A 22,842-nucleotide genomic window follows, 5' to 3' on the forward strand; every position below is an offset into this window, starting at 1 on the left:
ACTATTAAGTAGATTTCACGTAATGAGTGTGATGAGTTACCATGCAAGAGACGGTTCGGCGCTGGCTCCCGGCAGCGATCGTCCTCACCGGCGTCGGCTACATCGCCGCGGCCCCGGACGAGCCGCTCGCACTCCAGCTCCTGTTCAAGGCGATCCCGATGGTACTGATCGTTCTATACGCGATCACCCTTCTCCCGAGAGACAGGCGCCCGATCCACGTCCTGATTCCGGTCGGACTCGGCTTCTCGCTGGTCGGCGACGTCACGCTCCACTGGTTCGTCGTCGGTCTCACGGCGTTTCTGATCGCCCACCTGTTCTACCTCGCAGGATTCCTGACTTGAGTCCGGACGACGACCGCTCGAGTCGCGTCGATCGCCCCGCTCGCACTGTTTGGCTTCCTCGTCGGTGCCGAACTCCTCGACGCTATCAGGGCGAGTGGCGACACCGAACTGCTCGTTCCGGTCGCGGCCTACGTCGCCGTCATCCTGTTGATGGCCTGGGTCGCAATCCTGACGGGGAACCGCTGGGCGGCCGCCGGAAGTCTGCTGTTCGTCGCCTCCGATACGGTTCTGGCGTGGAACATGTTCGTCGAAGCTGTCCCCTACTCGGGGGTGTTGATCATGACGACCTACTACGGCGCACAGTTGCTCATCGCCCGGAGTCTGGCCGATTTCGACTGATCAGGGCTGGCTCCCGGCGACCGCTTCCCGGTCGTCCCCGTCGACGACGTAGTGACAGCCCTTCGACTCCGCGTTCTCGCTCGCGGCACGAGCGATCAGCACGGCCGTGACGGTTGCGTTCCGCAGTTCGTAGAGGTCACGAGCAGTACGGGTCCGGACGTAGGCGTCGACCTCGCCCTTGAGTCGCCGGAGGACGCTGCTCGCACGGGATATTTCGTCGGGGTCGCGCTCGAGGCCGAGGTACTCGTCCATCGTCGCCTGTAGCCGGGTGAACTTCTCGGCGGCGAACCGTTCCGGGAGGTCGGGGTCGCTGTCGCGGAGTTCCGGCGCGTCGACGACGGTCGGCTCGAGGTCGCGGGCCGCGGCGTCCTCGCCGGCCCGTAGTCCCCAGACCAGCCCCTCGAGCAGGCTGGTACTCGCCAGCCGGTTCGCGCCGTGGACGCCCGTGCGGGCGCACTCGCCGACGGCGTACAGTCGCTCGAGGCTCGCGCGGCCACGGTCGTCGACGTCGATCCCGCCACAGAGGAAGTGCTGGCAGGGAGCGACCGGAATCTCTTCGCCGTCGACCCCGCGGTCGCGGCACTTCTCCGCAATGGTGGGGAACTCGTCCTCGAACTCGCCCTCGAGCGTACTCACGTCCAGGACGATCTCGCCGGTCTCCTCGCGTTCGGTCGCGACGGCGCGGGCGACGACGTCCCGTGGCGCGAGTTCGGCGTCGGGGTGGTAGTCTGGCATGAATCGCTCGCCGTCGCCGTTTCGCAGTACAGCCCCCTCGCCGCGGAGGGCTTCGGACAGCAAGAACGGATCGTCACCAGCGTACACCGTCGGGTGAAACTGCACGTACTCGAGGTCCTCGACGTCCGCACCAGCGAGAGCAGCCATGGCAATCCCGTCGCCGGTGGCGTCGTCGGGGTTGGTCGACCGTTCGTAGAGCGCGCCGATGCCACCGGTCGCGAGGACGGTCGCGCCGGCGAAGATCGGCTTTCCGGTCGCTTCTTCGTCGGTAAGGACGCCACTAATTCGTCCCTCGTCGGTGATCAACTCGAGTGCGGCGGTATCCTGTCGCACCTCGATTCGGTCGTGGTCGTCGACGTAGTTCAGGAACGGCCGCAGGACGTGGCTTCCAGTGGCGGCGTCGACGTGAAGGATGCGACGGTCGGAGTGGGCTGCCTCTCGCGTGTAGTCGAACTCGCCGTCGTCGGTTTCGTCGAACGGAATCTCGAGGGTATCGACGAGAACGTCCTCGACCGCGTCGTCGGCGTGTTCGACGAGGACGTCCACGGCGTCGGGGTCGGCGGTGCCGTCGCTGGCCTCGAGCACGTCTTCCTTGAGGCTCCCGGGATCGCCACGGGTCGTCGAGATGCCGCCCTGGGCCCAGTCGGTGCTGGCGTCGTCGGGTCGTTCGGCCTTGGTCACCAGCAGTACATCGCTTCCCTCGCGTGCAGCGGCGAGTGCGGCCGCACAGCCAGCGATACCGCTGCCGACGACGAGGACGTCCGTGGTGTCGTGTTCGGCGGTCATGGTTAGATCTCGAGCATGCGGTCGAGTGCGACCTTCGCGAGTTCCTTCTCCTCGGAGGCGACCTCGATCACGTTGCGTTCTCGACCCTCGGCGAGTTCCTCGAGCACCCACGCGAGGTAGTTGGGGTCGATCTGGCGCATGGCGTTGCAGTCCATGCAGGCCTCGCCACAGAGCGGGAGCACCTCGACTTCGGGGTGCCACCGCTGCAGGTGGTTCGTGAGGTGGATCTCGGTGCCGATCGCCCACGTCTCGCCGGGGTCGGCGTTCTCGACGGTCTCGCAGATGGTGCTCGTCGAGCCGACGACGTCGGCGGCTTCGACGACCTCGCGGCGACACTCGGGGTGGACGACGACGTTCGCGTCGGGGTTGTCCTCGCGAATCTCCTCGATGTGGTCCTCGCGGAACCGTTCGTGGACCTGGCAGTAGCCGTCCCAGAGGACGATGTCGCTCTCGGTGACCTCTTCAGCATCTTTGCCCTCGGGATCCCACGGGTCCCACGTCGCAATCTCGTCTTCCATCCCGAGCCTGTGGGCCGTGTTCTCCCCGAGGTGCTTGTCCGGCAGGAACAGCACCTTGTCGCCGCGTTCGAACGCCCACTCGAACGCGCGGTGGGCGTTCGAGGAGGTACAGACCAGCCCACCCTGGCTCGCACAGAAGGCCTTCAGGTCGGCGTAGGAGTTCATGTACGTGATCGGGACGATGTCGGCGTCGGGCGCGGCCGCGGTGATCTCCGCCCACGCGCTGTCGACCTGCAGGGCCTCGGCCATTCCTGCCATCGGACACGAGGCCTCCATCGACGGGAGGATCACCGTCTGGTCGTCGTCGGTGATGATGTCCGCGCTCTCGGCCATGAACGTCACGCCGCCGAAGACGACGTACTCGGCGTCCGCGTTGGCTGCCTCCTTCGATAGCTGGTAGGAGTCACCGATGAAGTCGGCGTGCTCGACAATCTCCCGTCGCTGGTAGTTGTGCCCGAGGACGACGACGTCGTCGCCCAGTTCCTCGAGCGCGGCCTCGATGCGCTCCGTTCGCTCCTCCGTCTCGAGGTCCCGGTATCGAGGCGGCAGTTGCTCGAGGTTGTCGTATTTGAACAGACTGAGATCGGTCTCCAGTTCCGCCGTTTCCATTTTGACCATCTTGCGACACCTGTGGTAGCCTACACGTCACAGGCCACTATTGAATAACTTTTTCCTTCGATACTGCAATATGGTGGATTACCATCGACGGGTGATGTGATTGGCGGGCGAGTCAGCCGTCAATTGGTCGGACCGTAGGTCCGAGACGAACGCCACGATGGGGGCGGACCGAGAACCGTGGTACCGTCCTTCACTATTTTGTGTACTGTTTCCGTTGGTAGGGACATGCAGGCCGTCAAAATCACCGAACACGGAGACACGGACGTCATCGAGTACGGCGAGTATCCCGACCCAAAGGTCGGCCGCGACGAGGTGCTGGTCGACGTGAAAGCCGGCGCGCTCAACCACCTCGACATCTGGACGCGCCGTGGGCTGCCGACGCTCGACCTCGAGATGCCTCACATCCCCGGCAGCGACGGCGCGGGAGTCGTCGAGGAGATCGGCGAGGACGTCACGCGCTTCGAGGAGGGCGACCGTGTCGCGCTGTCGGCCGGCGTCGGCGACTTTCGGATGGACGACCCGACGCTCGATCCGAACTACCACATCATCGGCGAGCACGTTCCCGGCATCCACGCCGAGTACGCCGCGATCCCCGAGGACAACTTGATTCCGGTCCCCGAGGATGTCGACTGGACGGTCGCTGGCTCGAGTTGCCTGGTCTTCCAGACCGCCTGGCGGATGCTGATAGACCGTGCGGATCTCGAGGTCGGCGAGAAAGTTCTCGTGCTCGGTGCGAGCGGCGGCGTCGGCCACGCCGCCTTACAGATCGCCGACTACGCCGGCGCGGAGGTGTACGCGACCGGCAGCACCGAGGAAAAACTCGAGTACGCCCGCGAGCACGGCGCGGACTCCGTCTGTAACTACGAAGAGGAGAACTTCGCAGATTGGGTACGTTCGGAGACCGGCGGTCGGGGGGTCGACGTCGTCGTGGAACACGTCGGCGCACCCACGTGGCGGGACTCGATCAAGAGCCTGACGAAAGGAGGGAGACTCGTCACCTGTGGCGGCACCGCCGGCGGCAATCCCGAGACGGACATCCCGCGAATCTTCTGGAACCAGCTCCAGATCATCGGCTCGACGATGGCGACGCCCGATCAGGTCGACGACGTCATGGAACTGGTCTGGGACGGCACGCTCGAGCCTGCGATCCGGGAGGAACTCCCGATGAGCGAGAGCGCCCGCGCTCACGAGATCATCGAGGGTCGCGAGGGTTTCGGCAAGGTCGTCGTTCGGCCGGACAGCGAACTCGAGTGAGCGGATTGCCGTCCGTATGAAAAAGGTGGGATGGGGATGTACGCCGTGACCTCGAATCGGGTCACGCGTAATCGGTGGCTCGGTCCCCGTTCTCTCGCGTTCACTGGGGTGCGTGACCCGTATCGTCGTGTACGCTCGTTTCGTACGATCTACTGTCCGTGTTGCAGTGGATCGTATCACGCGATACGCTTCCCGATCACCGGACTTGCTATCGCCCGACGACGGTCGTTACTCCGTGCTCCACCAGCATAAAGAATGCGATTGTTTACCACACTCATGACTGGTCAGTATTCCGTCCCAGTTTCACCCTCGAGTCGCTCGTAGTGCTCGTTGATGACCGAGAGCGTCGCGACCAGAGCGCCGAGGACGACGGGACCGAAGAACAGCCCCATGATCCCGAAGGCGTAGATCCCGCCGAGGACGCCGAGGATGATGACGGCCGGACTGATCTCGGCGTACCGATCGACGACGATCGGCCGCAGGTAGTCGTCGGCGACCCCGACGATAACCGCGCTGTAGACCGCCAGTCCGATCGCCAGGATAGGCTCGCCCGTCAGGAGGAGGTAGAGGACGGCCGGCCCCCACACGATGAAGGCCCCGATCAGCGGTACCAGCGAGAAGATGACCATGACGAACGTCCAGAACGCGGCGTTCGGAATACCGGTCGCGAACAGTCCCAGCCCCGCGATCACACCCTCGATGATCGCGATCAGGACGTGTCCCGCGAGTACGGCCCAGGTGACCTCCTCGAGTTCGTCGTAGAGGTCGTCCTGGACGTCGTCGGGAAGCGGCGTCATTTCCCGGAGCCAGTCCAGCAAGGCGTCGCCCTCCTTGAGCAGATAGTACAGCAAGAACAGTGCCAGTCCGACTCCGATCAGCGTGTGCGTGAGCACGCCGAACCACGCGGTCGTCTGCTCGAGCAGTATCGTTCCGATCTGTTCGGCGGAGTCGGCTACGGTCTCGGTGATGTCGACCTCGATTCCGGTCTCGTCCTCGAGTCGATCCTCTATCTCGGCTATCTGAAGGTCCTCGGGGTCGACTTCCTGGAGGAGGTTTGCTGCGTCGCCGGCGACGACGACGGCGACGAGCACGAACGGGACGAGGAAGCCGACGATCGCGAATCCGACGAGCAAGAACGCGGTGATCGTCGGCGAGATCCGCCGCTCGAGTCGTCGCTGGACAGGGTACAGCAGGAACGCGATCAGGATCGCGGCGAGGACGTACTGGAGAAACGGATCGACGAGTTGCCAGGAGAGGTACGCGAAGACGGCAAAGAGCGCGAGGAGGTAGCCCCTGCTGAGGTTCACGGGGAGTTCGACCACGCTTGGCCCGATAAAACCGTCCCAGACCTGTTCGTCGCGGAGACTGTCGTGATCAATCGCCACACGGCTTCAAGGGTCTGGTTCACCTATTTATAACCGGATGCCTACCCAGATAGATCCCCTCTCCCTGTCTGGCGATCTGCTCTACGCCGTCAAGACCGAAGACGAGACCGACACCGATCGGTTACGCGAACGGCTCGCGACGCTCGGTCGTTCCCAGCTAGGACCGGCGCTGTCGAGTCGCGAGCGAAAACTCTCGTTCTGGCTCAACTGCTACAACGCCTACGCACAGCTCCGTCTGGAGGAGGAACCGGGGATCCTCGAGGGTGGGTTTCTCGACCGATGGAAGTTCTTCGGCCGGGATCGGGTGCCGGTCGCCGGCTGCTGGCTGAGTCTCAACGACATCGAGCACGGACTCCTGCGCAGTTCGAAACACCCGTGGGGACTGGGCTACCTGCCGCGACCGTTCCCCTCGTCGTTCGAGCGGGAGTTTCGACTCGAGCGCTGCGATCCACGGGTACACTTCGCACTCTGCCGGGGCTCAGAGAACAGCCCGCCGATCGCGATCTACTCGCCGGCCGACGTCGACGAGGAACTCGACATCGCGATCGAATGGTTTCTCGAGGAGAACGTCGAGTACGACGCCGAGACGGACGTCGCGTCGATCCCGCGCTTTTTCCGCCGGTACCGCGGTGACTTCGGCGGCAAGCGCGGGATCGTCGAGTTCCTCCGGCGGTACAACGCGATCTCGGACGACGCGACGCCGACGCTCGAGTACGAGGCCTCCGATCGAGCGCCGGATTTCGATCTGGACCTCGAGCTAGACGAGTTGCGTCCGTAGTTCACTCGTCTCCGTCCTCGAGGCGGACGACGGTCGCGTCCGGAACGGCCCGCATCACGCCGCGGACGGCCCGTTCCGCGTTTCCTCGCGAGGCGTACCCCTCGCCGCTGTCGGCGACGATGTTGCCGTTCCAGTGGACGAGTCGCCACCGCCACTCGTCGGCCCGATCCTGATACACCTCGAACCGGCTGGTCCGGCCACTCCTGCTCGAGCCGTCGTCCCCGGACGTTCTCGAGTTTTGGTCCCTGAGGACTCCGTCCGGTGGCATCGTCGCCATCGCCGGATCCGTCGACGAATCGCTCTCGTGTCGTTCCCCGATACTGATCCCGGCCGTCTCCTCTTCGTCACGGTCTTTCTCCGTCACCTGGAGACTCGAGCCATCCGGGTCGTCCCACTCGAGATCGATGCCCAGTCCGGCGACTGGCGGATCGGTATCGTCGTCGTAGCCGGCCTCGATCCCCACGGTGAGCCGTGCCGGAATCGTAGCATCGACGGCGATTCCGCCGTTCTCGATTCGAACGCCGTCGTCCTCGAGGGCGGCCGCGAGCGACCGGAAGACGGCCGCGACGTCGGTTCGATCGACGGAACGCTCGAGTCGGTGGTCGACCGCTGGATCTGTGTGTGAGTCGCTCATCTCGAGCCCGTTCTACCACGAACCGAGACGTAGTGGTTTCGCCGGTACTGGCGTCTTACGCGAGAACTCGAGAGGTGATGGGCTCGGGGGACGAGAGCCGGTGTGTTTTTATAATTTCACTGTCTTCGCTCGCTCGTGACTTCCAGCGAGTGGCACGGCGACCGAGACGCCGTGCTCGAACGAGACGACCACACCTGCCGGCGCTGTGGAGCATCGAGGAGCGGCGACGACGAGACGGTGTTGCACCTCTATCCAGTGGGTGACGTTCCACTCGAGGGCTCGGTCCACGAGAGCGCGCTCGTCACCGTCTGTTCGCCGTGTTTCGCGTCTCTGCAGCGGTCGCCGGCCGGCGACGCGGTTCGCCTCGAGTCCGACGACCTCTTCGATCTGGTCCGCGAGATGACCCAGCGACAGGGCGTGACCATCTCCGCTGTCGCGTCGTTCGCGTCGCTCGCGACGTCGCTGCCCGACGAACTCGAGGACGACGACACAGCGGCGCCCGAATACGTCCGGGCCCGCCGCGAGGTCTTGCTCGCGATCGACTCCGTTCCCTCGCGACTCGAACGCCTCACGGTTGCCGAGACGGACCACCTCGGGGAAGCGGTCACGGAACCGCTCGAGGCGGTCGTGGATGCGGCGACGCAACTCCAGTCGGAACTTCGGCAACTCGTCGGACTCGGCGAGTCGATCGTCGCCGGCCTGGATCGCTGTCACGGCTGTCTCGAACCGCTCGAGGCCGAGGATCGGTGTCCGACCTGTGACCTCGAGCGTCGCGACGTCGACGACTGGCGCGACGAGGACGGCGAGGTCGCGTTCCAGTTGCTGTACGACGAGGTAAACGAATCCCTACAGGGAGCGTCGGATACGACGGAGACGCTGACAGAGGGTTCGGCGACGTTGGCGACGCAACTCCAGTCGTAGTCGCGACCGGGTTTTGATTCGGTTACGCGTGACAGTCCGGATCCGTAATTCGAACGTCTATACGGCTCCCTCCCGTAATGACTTCGACGTGCCCACCGAAGACAGTCCGGACGACTCAGCCAGCGAATCCTCTTCGATCGATGACGGGAGAACGGTGAGCCGCCGGCGACTGCTACGCACGGGGATCAACACCGGCATCGCCGCCACCCTCGTCTGGGGGGTCGGTGCAGCGAATTACGTTTCCTCCGACGACCTCGGTACGATCACGTACGCACTCGCCCGTCCAGAACCCGATGCCGACTCGCTCGAGCGCCGGACGAAGTCGGTGCCGGTCGCGTGGCACGAGAGCCTCCGACTTGCCTTCGACGCCCAGGACGCCATCCACGACCTGGGACTCTCACCGCTCGTCTCCTCGTTCGTCGTTCCAGGCAGCTACGACGAACCGGAAGCTTCGATCAGTGTCGACGCGACCGAAGAAACGGTCGCGGAGCGACTCGAGGAGGTAACCTCCGACATCCCAGTCGACGTCAACGTTCTCGACAATCTGCCCGAAATGCCGGACGAAGAGCCCGACACCGACCAGGCCTATCAGGTGTCGGAACTCGAGCCCGAACGCGTTCCCGGCGGCGTCGTCTGTGAGACCGACCACGGTTCGGGAACGCTCACGCCGGCGCTGTTCGACGCCGAAACCGGTTCGCGGTACTTCGCGACGTCGAATCACGTCTTCGGCGAGGAAGGAACCCTGGAGGAGCAACACCGGTCGGAACCGCTCGCAATTCGTTACGAGGACGCCGCCCGTCAAATCGGCGAAGTGACGCGAGGGTATCCGGCCGCCGACCTCGTTCAGGTCGAACCGGTCGACGACTTCCGGCCGGCGACCGAGGTCGAACGCGCCGATCCCGCCCGCGTCATCGGCCAGTTCACTCGAGACGGACTGGCTGACCTGATGGCGCGTGACGGCGCACTCGAGAAGATCGGTGCCTTCTCCGATCGCACTGCCGGCGAGATCGAGGGGGTAAACGCCGTCACCTGCTACGCCGGCGAGATCTGCAAACCCGGCCAGCTCGTCTGGGGTGACGAGGACAGTCTGACGGACGGCGACAGCGGCTCCGCGAACTTCCGACGAGATCCCGAGAATCCCGACGACTACGTCCTCGTCGGCGGGATCAACAACGCCCGGACGTGGTGGCCCGGCGGTGACTTCACGTGGGGGACCGCTGCGTACCACCTGCTCGAGGAGTACGGCCTTCACTTCTGACGGTCGAGCTACTCGTTCAGCGAGCCGTTGTCGTCGAATTCCGGGTCGAAGAGGTCCTCGATCCGGCAGTCGAAGTGGTCGGCCAGTTTGAACGCCAGTTCCAGCGACGGATCGTACCGGTCGCGTTCGATTGCGTTTATCGTCTGTCGGGTGACGTCGACGGCCTCCGCGAGGTCTCCCTGGCTGATATCCGCCGTCTCGCGCCGTTCGGAGAGATCGTTCTCCATACTATCGATGCGTGACGATACCGTAGCAGAGACCCCAGAGGAGGAACAGTGCCGACGCGACGTAAATTCCACCCCACATCGTCTCCGTGATCGTCACGTAGCCCGCTGCGCCGAGGACGTACAGTGCGGGAACGATACTGATGCCGACCACGAACGCGACGGACATCGTCAGGCTGCTGGCGCGTTCTACCAGTCTCTCGTCCCGTTCGTCGTAGAACCGAACGTTGCTGACTGTCGGCACCAGGTAGGCGACGACCGCGCCCAGCCAGACTCCCACGAGGTAAATCGCCGTTCCCGCGAGCTGTTGGCCGATCACGAGCCCCGCGAGCAATCCGACGATCGCTATCGCGAAGATGCCGTACACGAGCCGTTCGTACCGCCGGCGGGTACGCTCCGGCGAGCTTGCAGTCGGTAACATGGTGTCGGACATGCTTTACAGTAAAGTCTACTTTACACCCCACAATAAATTCACCGATGGTAGCTTTCCCTACATGTCTTCGAGCCCGAAATCGGTCGTCGACTGGCGTTCGAAAACCGAACGTTACCGAAAGTCAACAGCTCCCGTACCCGACGACCAGCTTTACCACTCGAGCCGTCGTACTCGACGATGTGTCCAGGAACGAGGGAAAACAGCTACTCGAGGGCGGACGAGGGCGACTCGCCCGGCTGCTCGTCGACGCCGTCCTCGTCGTCTGCTGGATCGCCGTGGTGACGCTGGCGTTCCGAGTAGCCGACTGGCCGCTCTCGACGTACTACGTCGTCGTCTTCGGCGGGATCGTCGTCTACTCGCTGGCGCTCGAGCCGTGGGCGTGGCGAGAGTGACACGGTTTGCTGTAAGTCAGTGACGGCACAACCGCGACCTGTCTTGCGGTTACACTGGGAATTCGTTACAACAGACCGTCTGAAAAAGCGAGTGCGATTATAGTTCCGTCGCGGCCTCGAGTGCGATATCGATCGCGCGCCCGACGTTGTTCTTCGCTTTCTCGGGGAGTTCGTCGTCCTCGGTGTCGGTTCCCTTCTGGGTGCCTTCGACGAGGTTGCCGTCGACGGTACAGATCGCGCCGGCGCGCAGTCCTTTCCGGCGGGCCAGCGAGAAGACGGCGGCGGCCTCCATCTCGACCGACAGCATGCCGGCGTCCTCCCAGTCGGCAACGTATTCGTCGGTTTCGGCGTAGTAGGCGTCGTCGGAGGCGATCGGGCCGACGTGGACGTCCTCGTCGTTGGCTTCCGCGGAGTCGACCAGCGCGGAGAGCACGTCGTAGTCCGGAACGGCGGGGTAGGAGACGTCCTCGTAGCGTTTCGAGGTGCCCTCGTTTTTCGCCGCACCGGTCGCGACGATCATGTCGCCGATCTCGATGTCGGACTGCAAAGCGCCGGTCGTGCCGACGCGGACGAACGTCTCGACACCGACGTTAGCCATCTCTTCGATCGCGATCGCCGCGGACGGGCAGCCGATCCCCGTCGAGCAGATCGTCAGTTCGCGACCCTCGTAGGTCGCGTTGACGACCTTGTACTCGCGGTTCTGTGCGACTGTCTCGGCCTCGTCACAGTGGCTGGCGATACGGTCGACCCGACCCGGATCGCCCGGAATGAGCGCGATATCGGTCAGGTCTCCCTCCTCTACCAGCAGATGCGGTTGGGTTCCCATACCGACGGCTTCCGTCGGTGGCGAGAAAAAAGGTTCGAGACCGTCGTTCGGACGTGGCGATCTGCGGCGAACGCGCCGTCGTCCGTCTCAGTCCTGCGCCGACACCTCGACCTTACCGGGTGTCACCCGAACCGTCGCTCGGTCGACTACAAACTCCACCACCGACGCCGTCCGGTCGTCTTCCCCATCCCTCGGGACCAGCGCGTCGAGCGCTTCCGGATCGACGTAATCGTACAGCCGCGTACTCGAGTCGGTAGCATCTTCGTCGTGGTATCGTGCAAGGGCCGTCGCAACGGCGATACTTGCCGATTCACCCTCCGTTCGGTCGTACTGGACGCGCCGCCCGCAGTTGCGCCCGTTCGACTCATATATCCCTCTTTCCGTCATGTCTCTCAGTCACGAGAACGTGACTGTCTACTCGACCACCCAACGTTCGCCGACATATAATTATCGTCAGACGACACTTCCTGAAAACCCTATGGTACTGGATCACACGCCGTAACCTCTCGTTTCAGTACCAGGAATCGAGAAACTCCGCGACCCGTTCCGCCGTCGGTGCACTGCGTGCCCCCCCTTCGCTCGCGGTGAGTGCGCCACAGGCGTTCGCGTACTCGAGTGCCCGCTCTAGGTCGCCGTCGGGAAGTGCCACCGCGAGGAAGCCGGCGGCGAACGCATCGCCCGCACCGGCGGTGTCGACCGGATCCACGTCGAACCCGGGGTGTTCGTAGGTCATCTCGGGGGTGTGGACCTTCGCCCCGTCGCCGCCGTGTTTGACGACGACGATCCGATCGCTAAACTCGGAGCCGACGTGTTCGTACTCGCCCTCGAGCAAGGAGGCGACCTCCCTGTCGTTCGCGAAGACGACGTCCGCGAGTTCGAGCGCGTCGCCGTACTCCCGGTTCTCGAGTCGGCGGCCGGGATCGAAACTGATCGTGAGGTCTGCGTCGCTCGCGACCTCGGCGATCGTTGCGGCGGTGTCGGGACGCTGGCTCGTGAGGTGGACGTGATCGGCCGATCGGATGCGTTCGGGGTCGATATCTTCGGGGCCGACGGCCTCGTTGACGCCGTCGTTGCCCAGCACCGCGACCTCTCCCTCGTCGTCGACGAGGAGGTACTTCACTGCCGTCTCCGCGTCGTCGACCACCCGGAGTCCGTCGAGGGAGACGCCCGCCGACTCGAGTTCGCGTCTGGCGAGGACGCCGTTGTCGTCGTCACCGACGCTACCGATGAGACCGGTTTCGACCTCGAGGCCGGCGAGTGCGGCGGCGACGTTTGCAGCACTGCCGCCGCCGGACTGGGACTGCGAGCGGATCGCGGACTCGCCGTCGGGTTCCGGCAGTCGATCGATGCGGAGAGTCACGTCCCAGTTGACGTGGCCGGCGGTAAGCACTGTGACCATACGTTGGATGGTTGAACGTGGATGCCCGCGGGGAAAAGTCTAGCCGACGACGAACAGCAAGGTGTTGTGAACGCCGGGCCCGAGACCGATAGCAGCGATGAGCGCGAGGACTGTCCGGGCCTGTCTGGGCTCTTCCTCGACGTACTCCTTGAACAGTCCGAGTATCACGAGCGCGAGCAGGACTTTTACGAGCACGAACAGCCAGCCGCCACCGATATAATCGGCAGTCGGTAGTGCTGTCCCGGCCTCGAGAATCATCCGGGAGACCGGGACCTCCTCGCTGGCACCGAGCACGTCGTAGCCGATCGCCGTCGAGATGCCGTCGAGCGTATGGCCGAAGACGACGAGCGCCCCCGTCGCGCCCGTCGTCGCCGCGACGTCGGTAAACCAGAGCCCGAGCGCGAGCCAGGCGAGTGCGGTAACGATGCCGGAGACGACGACGGCGATCACCGGCCAGAACGGTTCGAAGGTCCCGGCACCCAAGCTTCGACCGATCGCCAGCATCGCGAAGACGGCGAAGAAGCCGGTGCCCGTAACCCCAACGACTCGTTCGATCGTCGGCTGGAGACCGCCCTCGTAGAGGAAGATACCGACGATCCAGGCGAATCCCGCGATGATCGCCGTAATCAGGTAGACGCCGGGCGAAGTAAACAGTACCTCGATGTTCTCCGGATAGGCGCCGGTCCGGTAGAGGACGTGTAACGTCGACCCGAACATCATCCACGGCACGAAGGCTACGACCGTCCGATCGGTTACCGGCGGCTCGAGTTCCCACAGCAACGCCAGCACGCCGCCGAGCACCACCAGGATCGGCACGAGGAGATACCACGGCGGGAGGACGAACCCCTCTGGTAACACCATACGTTCATTGGCTCAGACCAGTACCAAACCGTTTCCGATCGTTCCTCGGTGGCGGAGAGTCCAGTTTGTGAGAGCAGCTAGACTTCCCAGGGTTCGCCGGTCGTCTCCCCGAACAGTTCCCGCATGAGCGTCACGATGCTCTCCGGCGGGAACTGGCCGTGTTCGGTGACGATCGCGTCGACGTGGCGCGGCGGCGTCACGTCGAACGCCGGGTTCTCGACGGCGAGATCGTCGTCCTCGTCTCCGGGACCGACGGCGAGGTCAGTCCGTTCTTCCGGCGAGAGTACCTCGTCTTCGGCACGGTTCTCGATTTCGACCGTGTGGCCGGTCATCGTGTCCGGGTGGAGCTTGATCGTCTGGGCCGCGACCATCACCGGGACGCCGCGTTCGCGGGCGTTGACCGCCAGCCCGCTGGTCCCGATCTTGTTGATGACGCTGCCGTCCGCTGCGATACTGTCCGCGCCGACGAGGACGTGATCGGCATCGTTCAGGTACCGACGCGCCGCGTTGTCGACGATCAGTGTCACCGGAACACCCATCTCGCGAAGCTGTCGAGCCGTGATGTGGCCTTGCTTTCTGGGCCGGGTCTCCTTGACGATCGCCTCGATCGACTTGCCGTCCTCGAGTGCTTCCTCGATACATGCCAGTGCGTCCGTCGAGTGGCAGTGAGTCATCACTACGTCGCCGTCCCGAAGTCGGTTCGCCCCGACTTCGCCGAGCCTGGTCTGGGCCTGTTCGAGGTCGGACTGGAACCCCTCGGCGCGGGTGATGATCGACTCTCGCAGGTCGGGGACCGTCTCGCCGTCCATTCCCCGGAGCACGTACCGGAGGGCGTTGGGGAGGCTGACGGCCGTCGGCCGGGTCTCGTAGAGCGTCCTGGCGGCCCCCCGTAGCTGCTCCTGGAACGTCGCCGGCGTCTCGGCGTCCGAACGTCGAGCCTGGGTCGCAAGCGCTGCCGCGGCCGCGTCAGCGATGGTTGCTGCGCCACGAATCTCCATCGTCGCGATGTCGTCCGCGGTCTCGAGGACGGTCGGGTCGACGCCGGCCTCGGGGTCGTCTGTGCTCATGGCACCGGTCTTGGAGCCCGCAGGACAAAAGGGATCGGGCGGCTTTTTGACTGTCCGGAGAATCGGTCCGCTATGGACCGGAGCGAACTCGCCCCGATGATCGATCACACCGTACTCGGCCCCGAGACCACTCCCGGCGAGATCCGGGCGCTGCTCGAGGAGGCCGATGAGTACGGAATGAACGCCTGTATCCCACCGTACGCCGTCGCGGAAGCGGCGGAGTACGCACCCGAGGTGACGCTCGCGACCGTCGTCGGCTTCCCGCACGGTCAGCACTCCTCGGGAATCAAGCGGCGCGAAGGCGTCAGGGCCTGGCAAGCCGGCGCGGACGAACTCGACGTCGTGATCAACGTCGGACGGCTGAAAGACGGCGAAGACGACGTCGTCAGGGCCGAAATCGCCGAGATCGTCGCTGCAGTCCCGATCCCGGTCAAAGTGATCATCGAGACGGCGTTGCTCTCCGAGGCGGAGAAACACCGCGCTTGCGAGGCTGCGGTGGCCGCAGACGCGGCGATGGTCAAGACCTCGACCGGGTTTGCAGACGGTGGTGCGACCCTCGAGGACGTCGAACTCATGAGCGAATACCTTCCCGTGAAGGCGAGCGGCGGTATCGGCAGCTACGAGGATGCGATGGCCATGATCGACGCCGGCGCGGAGCGGATCGGTGCCTCGAGCGGCGTTGCGATCCTCGAGGGAGCGCCGGCAGACCGTCGGTAATCGGTTACTTCTTCTCGAGTCGCATCGGCTGGCGTTTCCCGTAGGTGAGCGTCCGCCAGACCCACTCGACGGGACCGAACCGGTACCGGTTCAGCCAGGCAACCGACAGCGGTACCTGGATCGCCCAGATCAGGACGACGACGCCGAGGAGTTCGGCTCTGTTCAACTCCCCGAACAGGGTGAGTCCGTGACCGTAGAAGATCGACGTGGCCAGCACCGTCTGCAGCAGGTAGTTCGAGAATGCGGTCCGACCCACCGCCGAGAGTGCGGTCGTCACGAGTCCGCCGGCAGCGGCCCGACAGAGCAGCATGATTCCGGAGACGTACGCGAGCGCCAGCAACAGCGACCCCCAGTAGTTGAACTGGTGGCCGATCAGGAGCACCTGTGCGGTGTTCCAGTCGACCAGTTCGCGGTACCAGACGCCAGTGAGGATCAGCGCCAGCCCCGTCGTCCCGCCGGCGACGAGTAGTCGCCGGTAGAACCGCGTACTCCGCTCGTTCGAGAGGACGCCCCACTTGTAGAGGGCCATCCCGACGACCATCAACCCGCCGAGCATCCAGAACGTCTCGGTGATGAACCCGACCGTGTGAAGCATGAGCGAGGTCTCGACGCGATGGTCCATCTGCTCGAGCCAGCCGCCCTGATACGTCGCGATCTCTTCGTCGATCGCGTCCGGATCCGCGCCGGTGCCCGCGAGCATCGCCTGTTCGATCTCTGCCTGGGTGGTCGCGTCCGCCATCATGTATCCAGCGCCGCTTACGAGGTAGAAAAGCGCCGGCAGCGCGAACATGACGAGTCCGAGCAGGAGAAGCCGTTTCGCCGACCAGTGGCGGACGAATACGAGCACGAGTCCACAGAGCGCGTACGAGACGAGGATGTCGCCGTACCACAGCAGGTAGGCGTGACCGAGCCCGATCACGAGCAGCCAGAACACCCGCCGGAAGTGAAGTCGACGTGCCGGCTGGCTCTTCCGTTCTTTCGACTCGAGAAAGAGGACGATACCGGCCCCGAAGAGGAAGGTAAACAGCGTGACGAACTTCTGTTCGAAGAAGACGTGGCTGACGAACCAGGCGACGTAGCTTGCGCCGGAGAAGTCACCGTACAGCGTCGGGTTGTACGTTCCGATCATCGGCATGGCGAACAGCCAGATGTTGATGACCAGGATTCCGAGCAGGGCGAATCCCCTGAGGACGTCGAGACCCAGGATGCGATCCCCGGGAGCGGTCGGTCCGGGGTCGCGCTCCTGTTCGCTTGCGCTCTCCGTCTCGTCTCTCTCCATAACCGGCGAGTCTTCGGTCGACATACGCGAGTACCTGAAATATAGCTAACATCTACTTATATGCTCCGGCGGCTGACTGCTGGACGGTCACGCCCGTTCGATTTCTCGCCGCCGTTCAGCGACGCACTAATAGCGGTGTGACAGAGGTAGAGGGGTGTCTCGAGCCAGAGAGATCTCGCTCCCGGCACACAGCAGGATCTGAGTCGGAGCGGCAGTTCCGAACGCAATCAGACGGTTGCTGTACCGATTCCCGGCACGATCGCAGGACGTGTCTCGAGTGTGTCGGAACTGACCTACAGTAGTTCGTAGCCGAACGAACCGATCAGAACTGTTCCCACATCAGGTCGTCGACGGTGTCCTCGCGTGCTTCGAACTCGACGTTCGCCTCGCCATCGACTCGAAGATGGTCGGCATCTTTCCGTGGCTCGTCGTCGCCCCACTCGAGGAGGCGTATCTCGTCGAACACGGCTTCACGAGAGCCCGACTCCGGCGGCGACAGGATAAGATAGACGTCGATGTAGGTTGCGTCTGCAGGCCGATTGAGTCGGTGGTGAAACCGATCCCACTCGCCGCCGGTGCCGGAGAGGTCGAACCGATCTCGTTCGAAGGAGCCGCCGCTTGTGTCGTCGTACCACGAAATCGATAGCTCGAGTCCGTCCTCGTGATCGAACCGATAGACGCCGGTGATCGACAACTCCTCGCCATCGATCGGCAACCGCAGCCGTGGACTGAGGATCGCGTTATCGACGTTATCTTCGTGTCGAGCCAGTCGCAAGCCGCTTCCCTCGTCGCGGCCAAGCGGCGGTCCGGCGGATCGTCCGTCCCGCCCGAACCGCCAAAGCGGACCTTCGAACCGCTGGTCGTCGACGACGTAATCTCCGAACTGCCCCGTGACGAACCGATCGCGTCCGAACTCGACTGTCCCCTCGAGAACGTCGACCGAATCGACCCAGCTTCCGGTGCTCGCGTATACATCGCTCGTTCCCGAAACGGTGGTATCGACGGTCTCGCTCGACCAGGAAACAGCTTCTGTATCGGCGATTCCCGTTCGTGTCGGCAGGATCGAGTCGTCCGAACGGACTGCAGTCTCTCGACCGATTACCGAACCGAGTCGACCGGCGACGCCTTTCGGGACGTATCCCTCGAGCAACACCGGATTGATCGATGCTCGAACGACGCCGTCCTCGGTGACGTGTGCCGTGAGGACGTACGACCGAAGCGTCTCCCAGAGTTCCTGATCGAAGACGAGGTTGCCGAGCGTCCAGGCGACGAGCGCGCCGTGTCGTCGTTCGATCCCGCCGACGACGTGGGGATGGTGGTTGACGACCAGGTCTGCCCCGGCCTCGGCAGCGACGTCAGTGAGGGTTTCCAGTCGCGGAGTCGGCTCTCGCTGGTACTCGTTCCCGCCGTGTATCTGTACGACGACGACGTCTGCCCGGGCTGTCGCCGATTCGACGGCCTCCGAGAGTCGCGTTTCGGTCGGTGCTGCGACTCCGGCCGAACCGGGAACAGAGAGCGATTCGTCCCCGTCCTCGAGGGTATGGGTTTCGTCTACTCCGTGATCTGCCGACCAGTCGATATCGTATGCCGTTCCGGTGACGGTCGTACAGGAGAGATAGGCGATGTCGATCCCGTTCCGAGACACGATCGCTGGCTCCCAGGCCGCATCGCTGTCCATTCCTGCACCGGAGTAGGAAATTCCCGCCGAATCGAGCGTCGAAACCGTCTCCTCGAGTCCAGGGGTCAGCGCGTCGAAGACGTGGTTGTTACCGAGTGCGACGTAGTCGACGCCCGCGTCCGCGAGTGCGTCGGCCGCGACCGGATGGCTGACGAACCCGTATAACTTCTCGGGATGTCGCCAGTCGCTGGTCGTCAACGGTGTCTCGAGATTGACCGAGGTGACGTCTGCGTGCTCGAGAACTGGTTCGATGTGTGAGAGAATATCGCGGTGATCCGCGAGGCGTCTCGCCGGATCAATTTCGTACCGTGGTGACAGTGCGTCGCTGTTTTCCTCGTAGAACCGCCGCCCGAACATCACGTCGCCGCCGAAACTGAGCGAGACGGCTTCCGCATTCGGCGTCAAGACTATCCGTATCGGTTCGTCCGGAACCGCTTGCCCAAGTTGGGTGAGATACGCCTCGTGTGATGCTCGGAGCCAGACTGGGCCGTCGGCCTCGAGTTCGAATCTCCCGTCCGCGTCGGTTGTCGTCTCTGCGAGAACGGTCGTTTCCCGAACCGCTTCGATGGCAGCGTCTTCGATTGGCTCCCGGTCGATATCGACGACAGTCCCGATAACCGACCCTTCGACGCTCCGTGTCCGTTGTGGTTCGTCTGTTTCGTCCGACCGAGGGTACACCGAACAGCCACCGATGACCGAAGCGGTCGCCGCTCCGACGCCGGCCAGCGCCTGGCGGCGATAAATACTCTCGTCCATTCGTCATGTATATCGAAATAGTATAATATTATAGAATTGTCGATTTTATTTCTCTGTTACACTCGAATCTATAATGGTGTATTGGGGAGTATTTATTGGTGTGGGGGCAAGAGACGGCACTGACGCGGTTTCTCCTCGAGCGATCACCGCTATCCGATCTCTTCTCTCGTCGGTCACGATATGCGCTCGTCACCTGGCCTCGTCGGGTTCGGCCGCTACCGAACGTGTGCGACCCCTGTTCTGCGACGGACCGGATCGATAAAAAGTATTTATTCTCTCAGTGTCAGTTACGAACTGGTCAAATGGACTACGAATTTTCACACGACCCGTCCTACACGCTCGGGACGGCACGACTCGAGAACGGCGAAGAGATTACGGTCGAGGGCGGTTCGATGGTTTCGTACACCGAACACGTCGAGATGGAGACCCACAGCAGTTCCGGTGGATTGCTCTCGTCGGTGAAAGATTCGGTGCTCAGCGGCGAGCAACTGTTTCGCAACACGTTTACTGCGACCGCGAACGGCCAGACCGTCCAGTTCGCCCACACCCAGCCCGGCGACATGCGAGCTCTGGAACTTGCAGGCGATTCGGTGTACGTCCAGTCGGGATCGTACGTCGCGAACGGCCCCGGCATCGAGACCGACTCCGTCTCCGGCGGACTCGACTCGTTGCTCGGCGGCAAAGGACTGTTCTTCCTCGAGGCCAGCGGCACCGGCCACCTGTTCGTCGGCAGCTACGGCGGCATCGTCGAACGGAAACTCGAGCCGGGCGAGCAGTTGACGGTCGACGCCGGGCACTCGGTCGCCTGGGACGAGTCGGTCGAGTTCTCCACTCACCGCGTCGGCGGCCTCAAGAAGACGATGCTGAGCGGCGAAGGGTTCGTCATGACGTTCGAGGGCCCGGGACGGGTCTTCCTGCAGACCAGGGACTACGACTCGCTTCTGGCGGATATCTCGGCGAACATCGACCCCGAGTAGTCGGTCATTCGTCCCCGAGAATCTGCTCGATCAGTTCGGAGTCGTCCCCGCCGAGCGCGGAGCGAATCAGCAGGTGGCCGCCGAGCACCGACGGACTGATCACCGTATCCGCGCCGGCCCGCTCGAGTTTCTTCGTGTTCTCGCGGTCGGTTGCCGCGGCGACGATGCGGGTTTCCGGCGCGAGCTGTCTGGCGGTGAGGATCGCCAGCGCGTCCTGTGCGTCTTCGTCCGTCGCGACGACGATCCCCGCCGAACGGTCGACTTTCGCCCGCTCGAGAGGTCCTTCGTCGCTCGGATCGCCTGTGACGACCGGGACGTCTTCCGACGAGAGCTCGTCCGCTGCGGTGGCGTCGTTGGTGACGACGACGAACTGGCGGTCACCCGCTGCGAGTTCGTCGACGATCGGTGCCGTCAGTTTGCCGTAGCCGAGCACGAGGAGGTGGTCCTCGAGCAGTTCGAGTTGGGATTCGGTCATCTTTCCGAGTGTCTTCGTGATTCTGGACTGGATCGCGGGGCCGACGAGCGCCCCGACCGCGATACCGAAACTGGCGACGCCGAGCACCAGCACCGACATCGTAAACAGCAACGCCTCGGTCGAGTCGGGGTTCGGCGTCACGTCGCCGTATCCGACCGTACTCGAGGTGATCAACGTGAAGTAGAACGCGTCGAGGATGGTGTCGATGTTGTCGAAGTCCTCGCGCAGGGCGTAGCCGCCGATGGTACCGTACAGCTGAACCCCGAACAGTGCTGCACCGGCGGCCAGTTGGGTCGTCGTCAGCGACAGCGAGTTGGTAAACCGGTCGCGACTGACGAGCAATACCGGAATCGTAATCAGCGAGACGGCCACGAGCGGCAGCGAGTAGTGGCTTGCCTGCAACAGCCCCTGCGCTGCGGTCAGGGGTAACAACAGCAGCGTCGTCCACCAGCCGGCCCGCAGCCCGCGCCGGAGCGCGAGCGCGCTTCCGACCATCATGAAGCCGGTGAGCGCGCCGGTAAAACCGGCGGCGCTCTGGACGGGATCCGGCAGGTATGGGGCCAGCGGTCCGTCGGCCGCGGGAAGCCCGATGTTGACGATCGCCGTCGCCACCGAGAGCAACGCGACCGTCAACGCGAGTGCGACGGCGACCCGGGAGGACCGGAGGGAAATCCCGTCGGAAAACAACGTCCGAAGCGACCGGTCGGCCATACGCCTGCTTTTGCCGTCGGCAGATAAACGTTTTCGTCTCCGTCACCGCCCGTCGAGAAAGGCGTCGGCCGCCGCCTCGCCGTCCGCGTACAGCGACTCGAGAAAGCCGGGACTGCGCTCGAGTTTGGTCCGCCAGCCGAGGTCCGGCCGGCCGAAGCGGATGCGTTCGATCTCGGTGTGGGTGAACTTCTCCGGCAGGTAACCCGCCTCGATCCAGTCGTTGACGTGTCTGACGAAGCTTATCTCGCCGTTGAGCGACTTGTTCCCCGCGAGTTCGTTGCGACGGTCGGCGATGCCGTCGGCCGACTTCGGGACGCGACCCCGTCGCTCCGGGTTGATCTTGATGACCCAGATTTCGTCCGGATCCGGCGTCTCGCGGTTCGTCACGAAGTCTTTGACCGGCGGATTCTTCGAGAACAGGCCGTCCCAGTAGTAGCTGCCGTCGACTTCGACGGCCCGGAAGACGTAGGGGATCGCGGCCGAGGCGAGGATCGCTTCGGGTGAGAGTTCGTCTTCCCGAAAGAGCCTGAACTCGCCGGTGAGGACGTCGATCGCGCTGATCAACAGCGCGGGTTCGCTGCCGTCCAGCAGTCCCGGAACGGCCTCGAAGTCGACGTGTTCCTCGAGCAACCGGAGAAACTCCCGTCGGCTCCACAGCGCTGCCGGCGACTGATAGGGGCTGACCTCCGGGAACGGAACGCCCATCCGCTCGAGTCGGCTCCCCCAGCGGATCGCGCTGTTGGTCAGTCGGTCGACCGGCTCGTTAGCTGCCATCTCCGCCCAGTAGTCGGACAGCAGTTCTCCCGGCTCGTGATCTGGATGCTCGCGACCGTACCACGAAAGCAGCGCACAGACGGCTCCACCGGAGGTGCCGCTGAAGGCGACGATTTCGACGTCGTCCTCGAGGGTGGGATCGCTCAGCAGCCGATCGAGAACGCCCGCAGTGAAGGCCGTGTGGCTGCCACCACCCTGGCAGGCGATGGCAACCGACGACGTGTCAGAGGGCACGTCGTCCCGTATCACGACCGGTCCGAAGTTCGTTCGGCCTGCGAACCACGATCCCGGGAGCGGTAGCTACTTGCCTCCGGCACCGATACCGCCACGCATGGCAATCGAGTGGAAACTGTTCGCGGATCTCGCCGAGTACGCAGGCGAGAAACACGTTGCGGTCGACGTCTCCGCCGGAGACACCGTCGAGGACGCCCTCGAGGAACTGCTCGACGAAGTGCCGGAACTCGAGGACCGCGTCCTCGCGGACGGCGACCTTCGATCCCAGATCAACGTGCTTCGCAACGGGACGAACGTTCTGGTCGAAGAGGACGGACTCGAGACGCAACTCGAGGGCGGCGACGAACTGGCGCTGTTTCCGCCGGTCAGCGGTGGCGCATAGCGGACGGTGTGGATCGGTATCTCGTCGTCTAGCCCGCCGAGGTGACAGTATCTCTTTCCATCGCTGTTCGAGAAACACGACGATGACGGC

General features: G+C 63.9%; 23 protein-coding genes and 1 pseudogene. 9 read left to right on the forward strand and 15 right to left on the reverse strand.

Annotation, left to right across the window (positions count from 1 at the left end; all coding sequences use genetic code 11):
• Positions 1-41: 41 nt before the first annotated feature.
• Positions 42-680, forward strand: a pseudogene (locus BLR35_RS20910) (lysoplasmalogenase).
• Here BLR35_RS20910 and BLR35_RS01010 read toward each other — a convergent pair.
• Together BLR35_RS01010 and nadA are read right to left on the reverse strand one after the other, a co-directional pair.
• The gene (locus tag BLR35_RS01010) at positions 681-2,201 is read right to left on the reverse strand and encodes an L-aspartate oxidase (protein WP_090376033.1); all 1,521 of its coding nucleotides are present in this window, start codon (positions 2,199-2,201) and stop codon (positions 681-683) included.
• A gap of 2 nt (positions 2,202-2,203) precedes the next feature.
• Complete coding sequence (nadA, locus tag BLR35_RS01015) at positions 2,204-3,337, reverse strand: quinolinate synthase NadA (protein ID WP_090376036.1); 1,134 nt, start codon at positions 3,335-3,337, stop codon at positions 2,204-2,206.
• Between the two features lie 225 nt (positions 3,338-3,562).
• On the opposite strand from nadA, the gene BLR35_RS01020 reads away from it, so the two are divergent.
• Positions 3,563-4,591, forward strand: a complete 1,029-nt coding sequence (locus tag BLR35_RS01020; protein WP_090376039.1) for a zinc-binding dehydrogenase — start codon at positions 3,563-3,565, stop codon at positions 4,589-4,591.
• A gap of 284 nt (positions 4,592-4,875) precedes the next feature.
• On the opposite strand, the gene BLR35_RS01025 is transcribed toward BLR35_RS01020, so the two are convergent.
• The gene (locus tag BLR35_RS01025; RefSeq protein WP_090379563.1) at positions 4,876-5,898 is read right to left on the reverse strand and encodes an AI-2E family transporter; all 1,023 of its coding nucleotides are present in this window, start codon (positions 5,896-5,898) and stop codon (positions 4,876-4,878) included.
• 115 nt (positions 5,899-6,013) lie between these two features.
• Here BLR35_RS01025 and BLR35_RS01030 point away from each other — a divergent pair, with 115 nt between their 5' ends.
• A complete protein-coding gene (locus BLR35_RS01030) occupies positions 6,014-6,754 on the forward strand; it encodes a DUF547 domain-containing protein (protein WP_090376042.1) in 741 nt (246 codons plus the stop codon).
• A 1-nt stretch (position 6,755) separates the two neighbouring features.
• On the opposite strand, the gene BLR35_RS01035 is transcribed toward BLR35_RS01030, so the two are convergent.
• Positions 6,756-7,388: an amphi-Trp domain-containing protein gene (locus tag BLR35_RS01035; protein WP_090376044.1), complete on the reverse strand. Its 633-nt coding sequence runs from the start codon at positions 7,386-7,388 to the stop codon at positions 6,756-6,758.
• Between the two features lie 135 nt (positions 7,389-7,523).
• Here BLR35_RS01035 and BLR35_RS01040 point away from each other — a divergent pair, with 135 nt between their 5' ends.
• Together BLR35_RS01040 and BLR35_RS01045 are read left to right on the forward strand one after the other, a co-directional pair.
• Positions 7,524-8,309: an HNH endonuclease gene (locus tag BLR35_RS01040; protein WP_090376047.1), complete on the forward strand. Its 786-nt coding sequence runs from the start codon at positions 7,524-7,526 to the stop codon at positions 8,307-8,309.
• Between the two features lie 88 nt (positions 8,310-8,397).
• Entirely contained in the window at positions 8,398-9,567 is a 1,170-nt protein-coding gene (locus BLR35_RS01045) for a hypothetical protein (RefSeq protein ID WP_090376050.1), read from the forward strand.
• Positions 9,568-9,575: 8 nt separating this feature from the next.
• Here BLR35_RS01045 and BLR35_RS01050 read toward each other — a convergent pair whose 3' ends face one another.
• Together BLR35_RS01050 and BLR35_RS01055 are read right to left on the reverse strand one after the other, a co-directional pair.
• Positions 9,576-9,794: a helix-turn-helix transcriptional regulator gene (locus BLR35_RS01050; RefSeq protein ID WP_090376055.1), complete on the reverse strand. Its 219-nt coding sequence runs from the start codon at positions 9,792-9,794 to the stop codon at positions 9,576-9,578.
• A gap of 1 nt (position 9,795) precedes the next feature.
• Positions 9,796-10,224 carry a DUF2178 domain-containing protein gene (locus BLR35_RS01055; protein ID WP_090376058.1) on the reverse strand — a complete coding sequence of 143 codons (429 nt, stop codon included), beginning with the start codon at positions 10,222-10,224 and terminating at the stop codon, positions 9,796-9,798.
• Positions 10,225-10,403: 179 nt separating this feature from the next.
• On the opposite strand from BLR35_RS01055, the gene BLR35_RS01060 reads away from it, so the two are divergent.
• Positions 10,404-10,616 (forward strand): DUF8119 family protein, encoded by a 213-nt coding sequence (locus BLR35_RS01060; RefSeq protein WP_090376060.1) that lies wholly within the window; start codon positions 10,404-10,406, stop codon positions 10,614-10,616.
• A 97-nt stretch (positions 10,617-10,713) separates the two neighbouring features.
• On the opposite strand, the gene BLR35_RS01065 is transcribed toward BLR35_RS01060, so the two are convergent.
• From BLR35_RS01065 to BLR35_RS01085, 5 genes are all read right to left on the reverse strand, one after another.
• Positions 10,714-11,442, reverse strand: a complete 729-nt coding sequence (locus BLR35_RS01065) for a nucleoside phosphorylase (RefSeq protein ID WP_090376063.1) — start codon at positions 11,440-11,442, stop codon at positions 10,714-10,716.
• Between the two features lie 87 nt (positions 11,443-11,529).
• Positions 11,530-11,829 (reverse strand): HalOD1 output domain-containing protein, encoded by a 300-nt coding sequence (locus tag BLR35_RS01070; protein ID WP_090376066.1) that lies wholly within the window; start codon positions 11,827-11,829, stop codon positions 11,530-11,532.
• A gap of 124 nt (positions 11,830-11,953) precedes the next feature.
• A complete protein-coding gene (locus tag BLR35_RS01075) occupies positions 11,954-12,841 on the reverse strand; it encodes an ATP-dependent ribose-1-phosphate kinase (RefSeq protein ID WP_090376069.1) in 888 nt (295 codons plus the stop codon).
• Positions 12,842-12,880: 39 nt separating this feature from the next.
• Positions 12,881-13,702 (reverse strand): DUF63 family protein, encoded by an 822-nt coding sequence (locus BLR35_RS01080; RefSeq protein ID WP_090376073.1) that lies wholly within the window; start codon positions 13,700-13,702, stop codon positions 12,881-12,883.
• 77 nt (positions 13,703-13,779) lie between these two features.
• Positions 13,780-14,769, reverse strand: coding sequence for a ribose 1,5-bisphosphate isomerase (locus BLR35_RS01085; protein ID WP_090376076.1), 990 nt, complete (start codon positions 14,767-14,769; stop codon positions 13,780-13,782).
• A 72-nt stretch (positions 14,770-14,841) separates the two neighbouring features.
• On the opposite strand from BLR35_RS01085, the gene deoC reads away from it, so the two are divergent.
• Entirely contained in the window at positions 14,842-15,486 is a 645-nt protein-coding gene (gene deoC, locus BLR35_RS01090; RefSeq protein ID WP_090376080.1) for a deoxyribose-phosphate aldolase, read from the forward strand.
• Positions 15,487-15,490: 4 nt separating this feature from the next.
• Here the strand turns inward: deoC and BLR35_RS01095 are convergent, their stop codons facing one another.
• Together BLR35_RS01095 and BLR35_RS01100 are read right to left on the reverse strand one after the other, a co-directional pair.
• The gene (locus BLR35_RS01095) at positions 15,491-16,789 is read right to left on the reverse strand and encodes a DUF418 domain-containing protein (protein ID WP_090376083.1); all 1,299 of its coding nucleotides are present in this window, start codon (positions 16,787-16,789) and stop codon (positions 15,491-15,493) included.
• 298 nt (positions 16,790-17,087) lie between these two features.
• Positions 17,088-19,199: a CapA family protein gene (locus tag BLR35_RS01100; protein WP_090376086.1), complete on the reverse strand. Its 2,112-nt coding sequence runs from the start codon at positions 19,197-19,199 to the stop codon at positions 17,088-17,090.
• A 302-nt stretch (positions 19,200-19,501) separates the two neighbouring features.
• Here BLR35_RS01100 and BLR35_RS01105 point away from each other — a divergent pair, with 302 nt between their 5' ends.
• Positions 19,502-20,176 carry a TIGR00266 family protein gene (locus BLR35_RS01105; RefSeq protein ID WP_090376088.1) on the forward strand — a complete coding sequence of 225 codons (675 nt, stop codon included), beginning with the start codon at positions 19,502-19,504 and terminating at the stop codon, positions 20,174-20,176.
• A 4-nt stretch (positions 20,177-20,180) separates the two neighbouring features.
• On the opposite strand, the gene BLR35_RS01110 is transcribed toward BLR35_RS01105, so the two are convergent.
• Together BLR35_RS01110 and BLR35_RS01115 are read right to left on the reverse strand one after the other, a co-directional pair.
• Complete coding sequence (locus tag BLR35_RS01110; RefSeq protein WP_090376091.1) at positions 20,181-21,362, reverse strand: NAD-binding protein; 1,182 nt, start codon at positions 21,360-21,362, stop codon at positions 20,181-20,183.
• A gap of 42 nt (positions 21,363-21,404) precedes the next feature.
• Positions 21,405-22,370 (reverse strand): patatin-like phospholipase family protein, encoded by a 966-nt coding sequence (locus BLR35_RS01115; RefSeq protein WP_090379566.1) that lies wholly within the window; start codon positions 22,368-22,370, stop codon positions 21,405-21,407.
• A gap of 97 nt (positions 22,371-22,467) precedes the next feature.
• On the opposite strand from BLR35_RS01115, the gene BLR35_RS01120 reads away from it, so the two are divergent.
• Positions 22,468-22,752 (forward strand): ubiquitin-like small modifier protein 1, encoded by a 285-nt coding sequence (locus BLR35_RS01120; RefSeq protein WP_090376094.1) that lies wholly within the window; start codon positions 22,468-22,470, stop codon positions 22,750-22,752.
• Positions 22,753-22,842: the final 90 nt, after the last annotated feature.

Origin of the sequence: Natronobacterium texcoconense, from assembly GCF_900104065.1 — an archaeon.
GTDB classification, from domain to species: Archaea; Halobacteriota; Halobacteria; order Halobacteriales; family Natrialbaceae; genus Natronobacterium; species Natronobacterium texcoconense.

Bases quoted from the DNA above. Each gene is read 5' to 3' on its own strand.
- BLR35_RS01095 (WP_090376083.1), bottom strand. From the start codon at position 16,789: ATGTCGACCGAAGACTCGCCGGTTATGGAGAGAGACGAGACGGAGAGC.
- BLR35_RS01110 (WP_090376091.1), bottom strand. From the start codon at position 21,362: ATGGCCGACCGGTCGCTTCGGACGTTGTTTTCCGACGGGATTTCCCTC.
- nadA (WP_090376036.1), bottom strand. From the start codon at position 3,337: ATGGTCAAAATGGAAACGGCGGAACTGGAGACCGATCTCAGTCTGTTC.
- BLR35_RS01065 (WP_090376063.1), bottom strand. From the start codon at position 11,442: ATGGGAACCCAACCGCATCTGCTGGTAGAGGAGGGAGACCTGACCGAT.
- deoC (WP_090376080.1), top strand. From the start codon at position 14,842: ATGGACCGGAGCGAACTCGCCCCGATGATCGATCACACCGTACTCGGC.
- BLR35_RS01030 (WP_090376042.1), top strand. From the start codon at position 6,014: ATGCCTACCCAGATAGATCCCCTCTCCCTGTCTGGCGATCTGCTCTAC.
- BLR35_RS01055 (WP_090376058.1), bottom strand. From the start codon at position 10,224: ATGTCCGACACCATGTTACCGACTGCAAGCTCGCCGGAGCGTACCCGC.
- BLR35_RS01120 (WP_090376094.1), top strand. From the start codon at position 22,468: ATGGCAATCGAGTGGAAACTGTTCGCGGATCTCGCCGAGTACGCAGGC.
- BLR35_RS01100 (WP_090376086.1), bottom strand. From the start codon at position 19,199: ATGGACGAGAGTATTTATCGCCGCCAGGCGCTGGCCGGCGTCGGAGCG.
- BLR35_RS01010 (WP_090376033.1), bottom strand. From the start codon at position 2,201: ATGACCGCCGAACACGACACCACGGACGTCCTCGTCGTCGGCAGCGGT.
- BLR35_RS01020 (WP_090376039.1), top strand. From the start codon at position 3,563: ATGCAGGCCGTCAAAATCACCGAACACGGAGACACGGACGTCATCGAG.
- BLR35_RS01075 (WP_090376069.1), bottom strand. From the start codon at position 12,841: ATGGTCACAGTGCTTACCGCCGGCCACGTCAACTGGGACGTGACTCTC.
- BLR35_RS01035 (WP_090376044.1), bottom strand. From the start codon at position 7,388: ATGAGCGACTCACACACAGATCCAGCGGTCGACCACCGACTCGAGCGT.
- BLR35_RS01105 (WP_090376088.1), top strand. From the start codon at position 19,502: ATGGACTACGAATTTTCACACGACCCGTCCTACACGCTCGGGACGGCA.
- BLR35_RS01070 (WP_090376066.1), bottom strand. From the start codon at position 11,829: ATGACGGAAAGAGGGATATATGAGTCGAACGGGCGCAACTGCGGGCGG.
- BLR35_RS01050 (WP_090376055.1), bottom strand. From the start codon at position 9,794: ATGGAGAACGATCTCTCCGAACGGCGCGAGACGGCGGATATCAGCCAG.
- BLR35_RS01080 (WP_090376073.1), bottom strand. From the start codon at position 13,702: ATGGTGTTACCAGAGGGGTTCGTCCTCCCGCCGTGGTATCTCCTCGTG.
- BLR35_RS01085 (WP_090376076.1), bottom strand. From the start codon at position 14,769: ATGAGCACAGACGACCCCGAGGCCGGCGTCGACCCGACCGTCCTCGAG.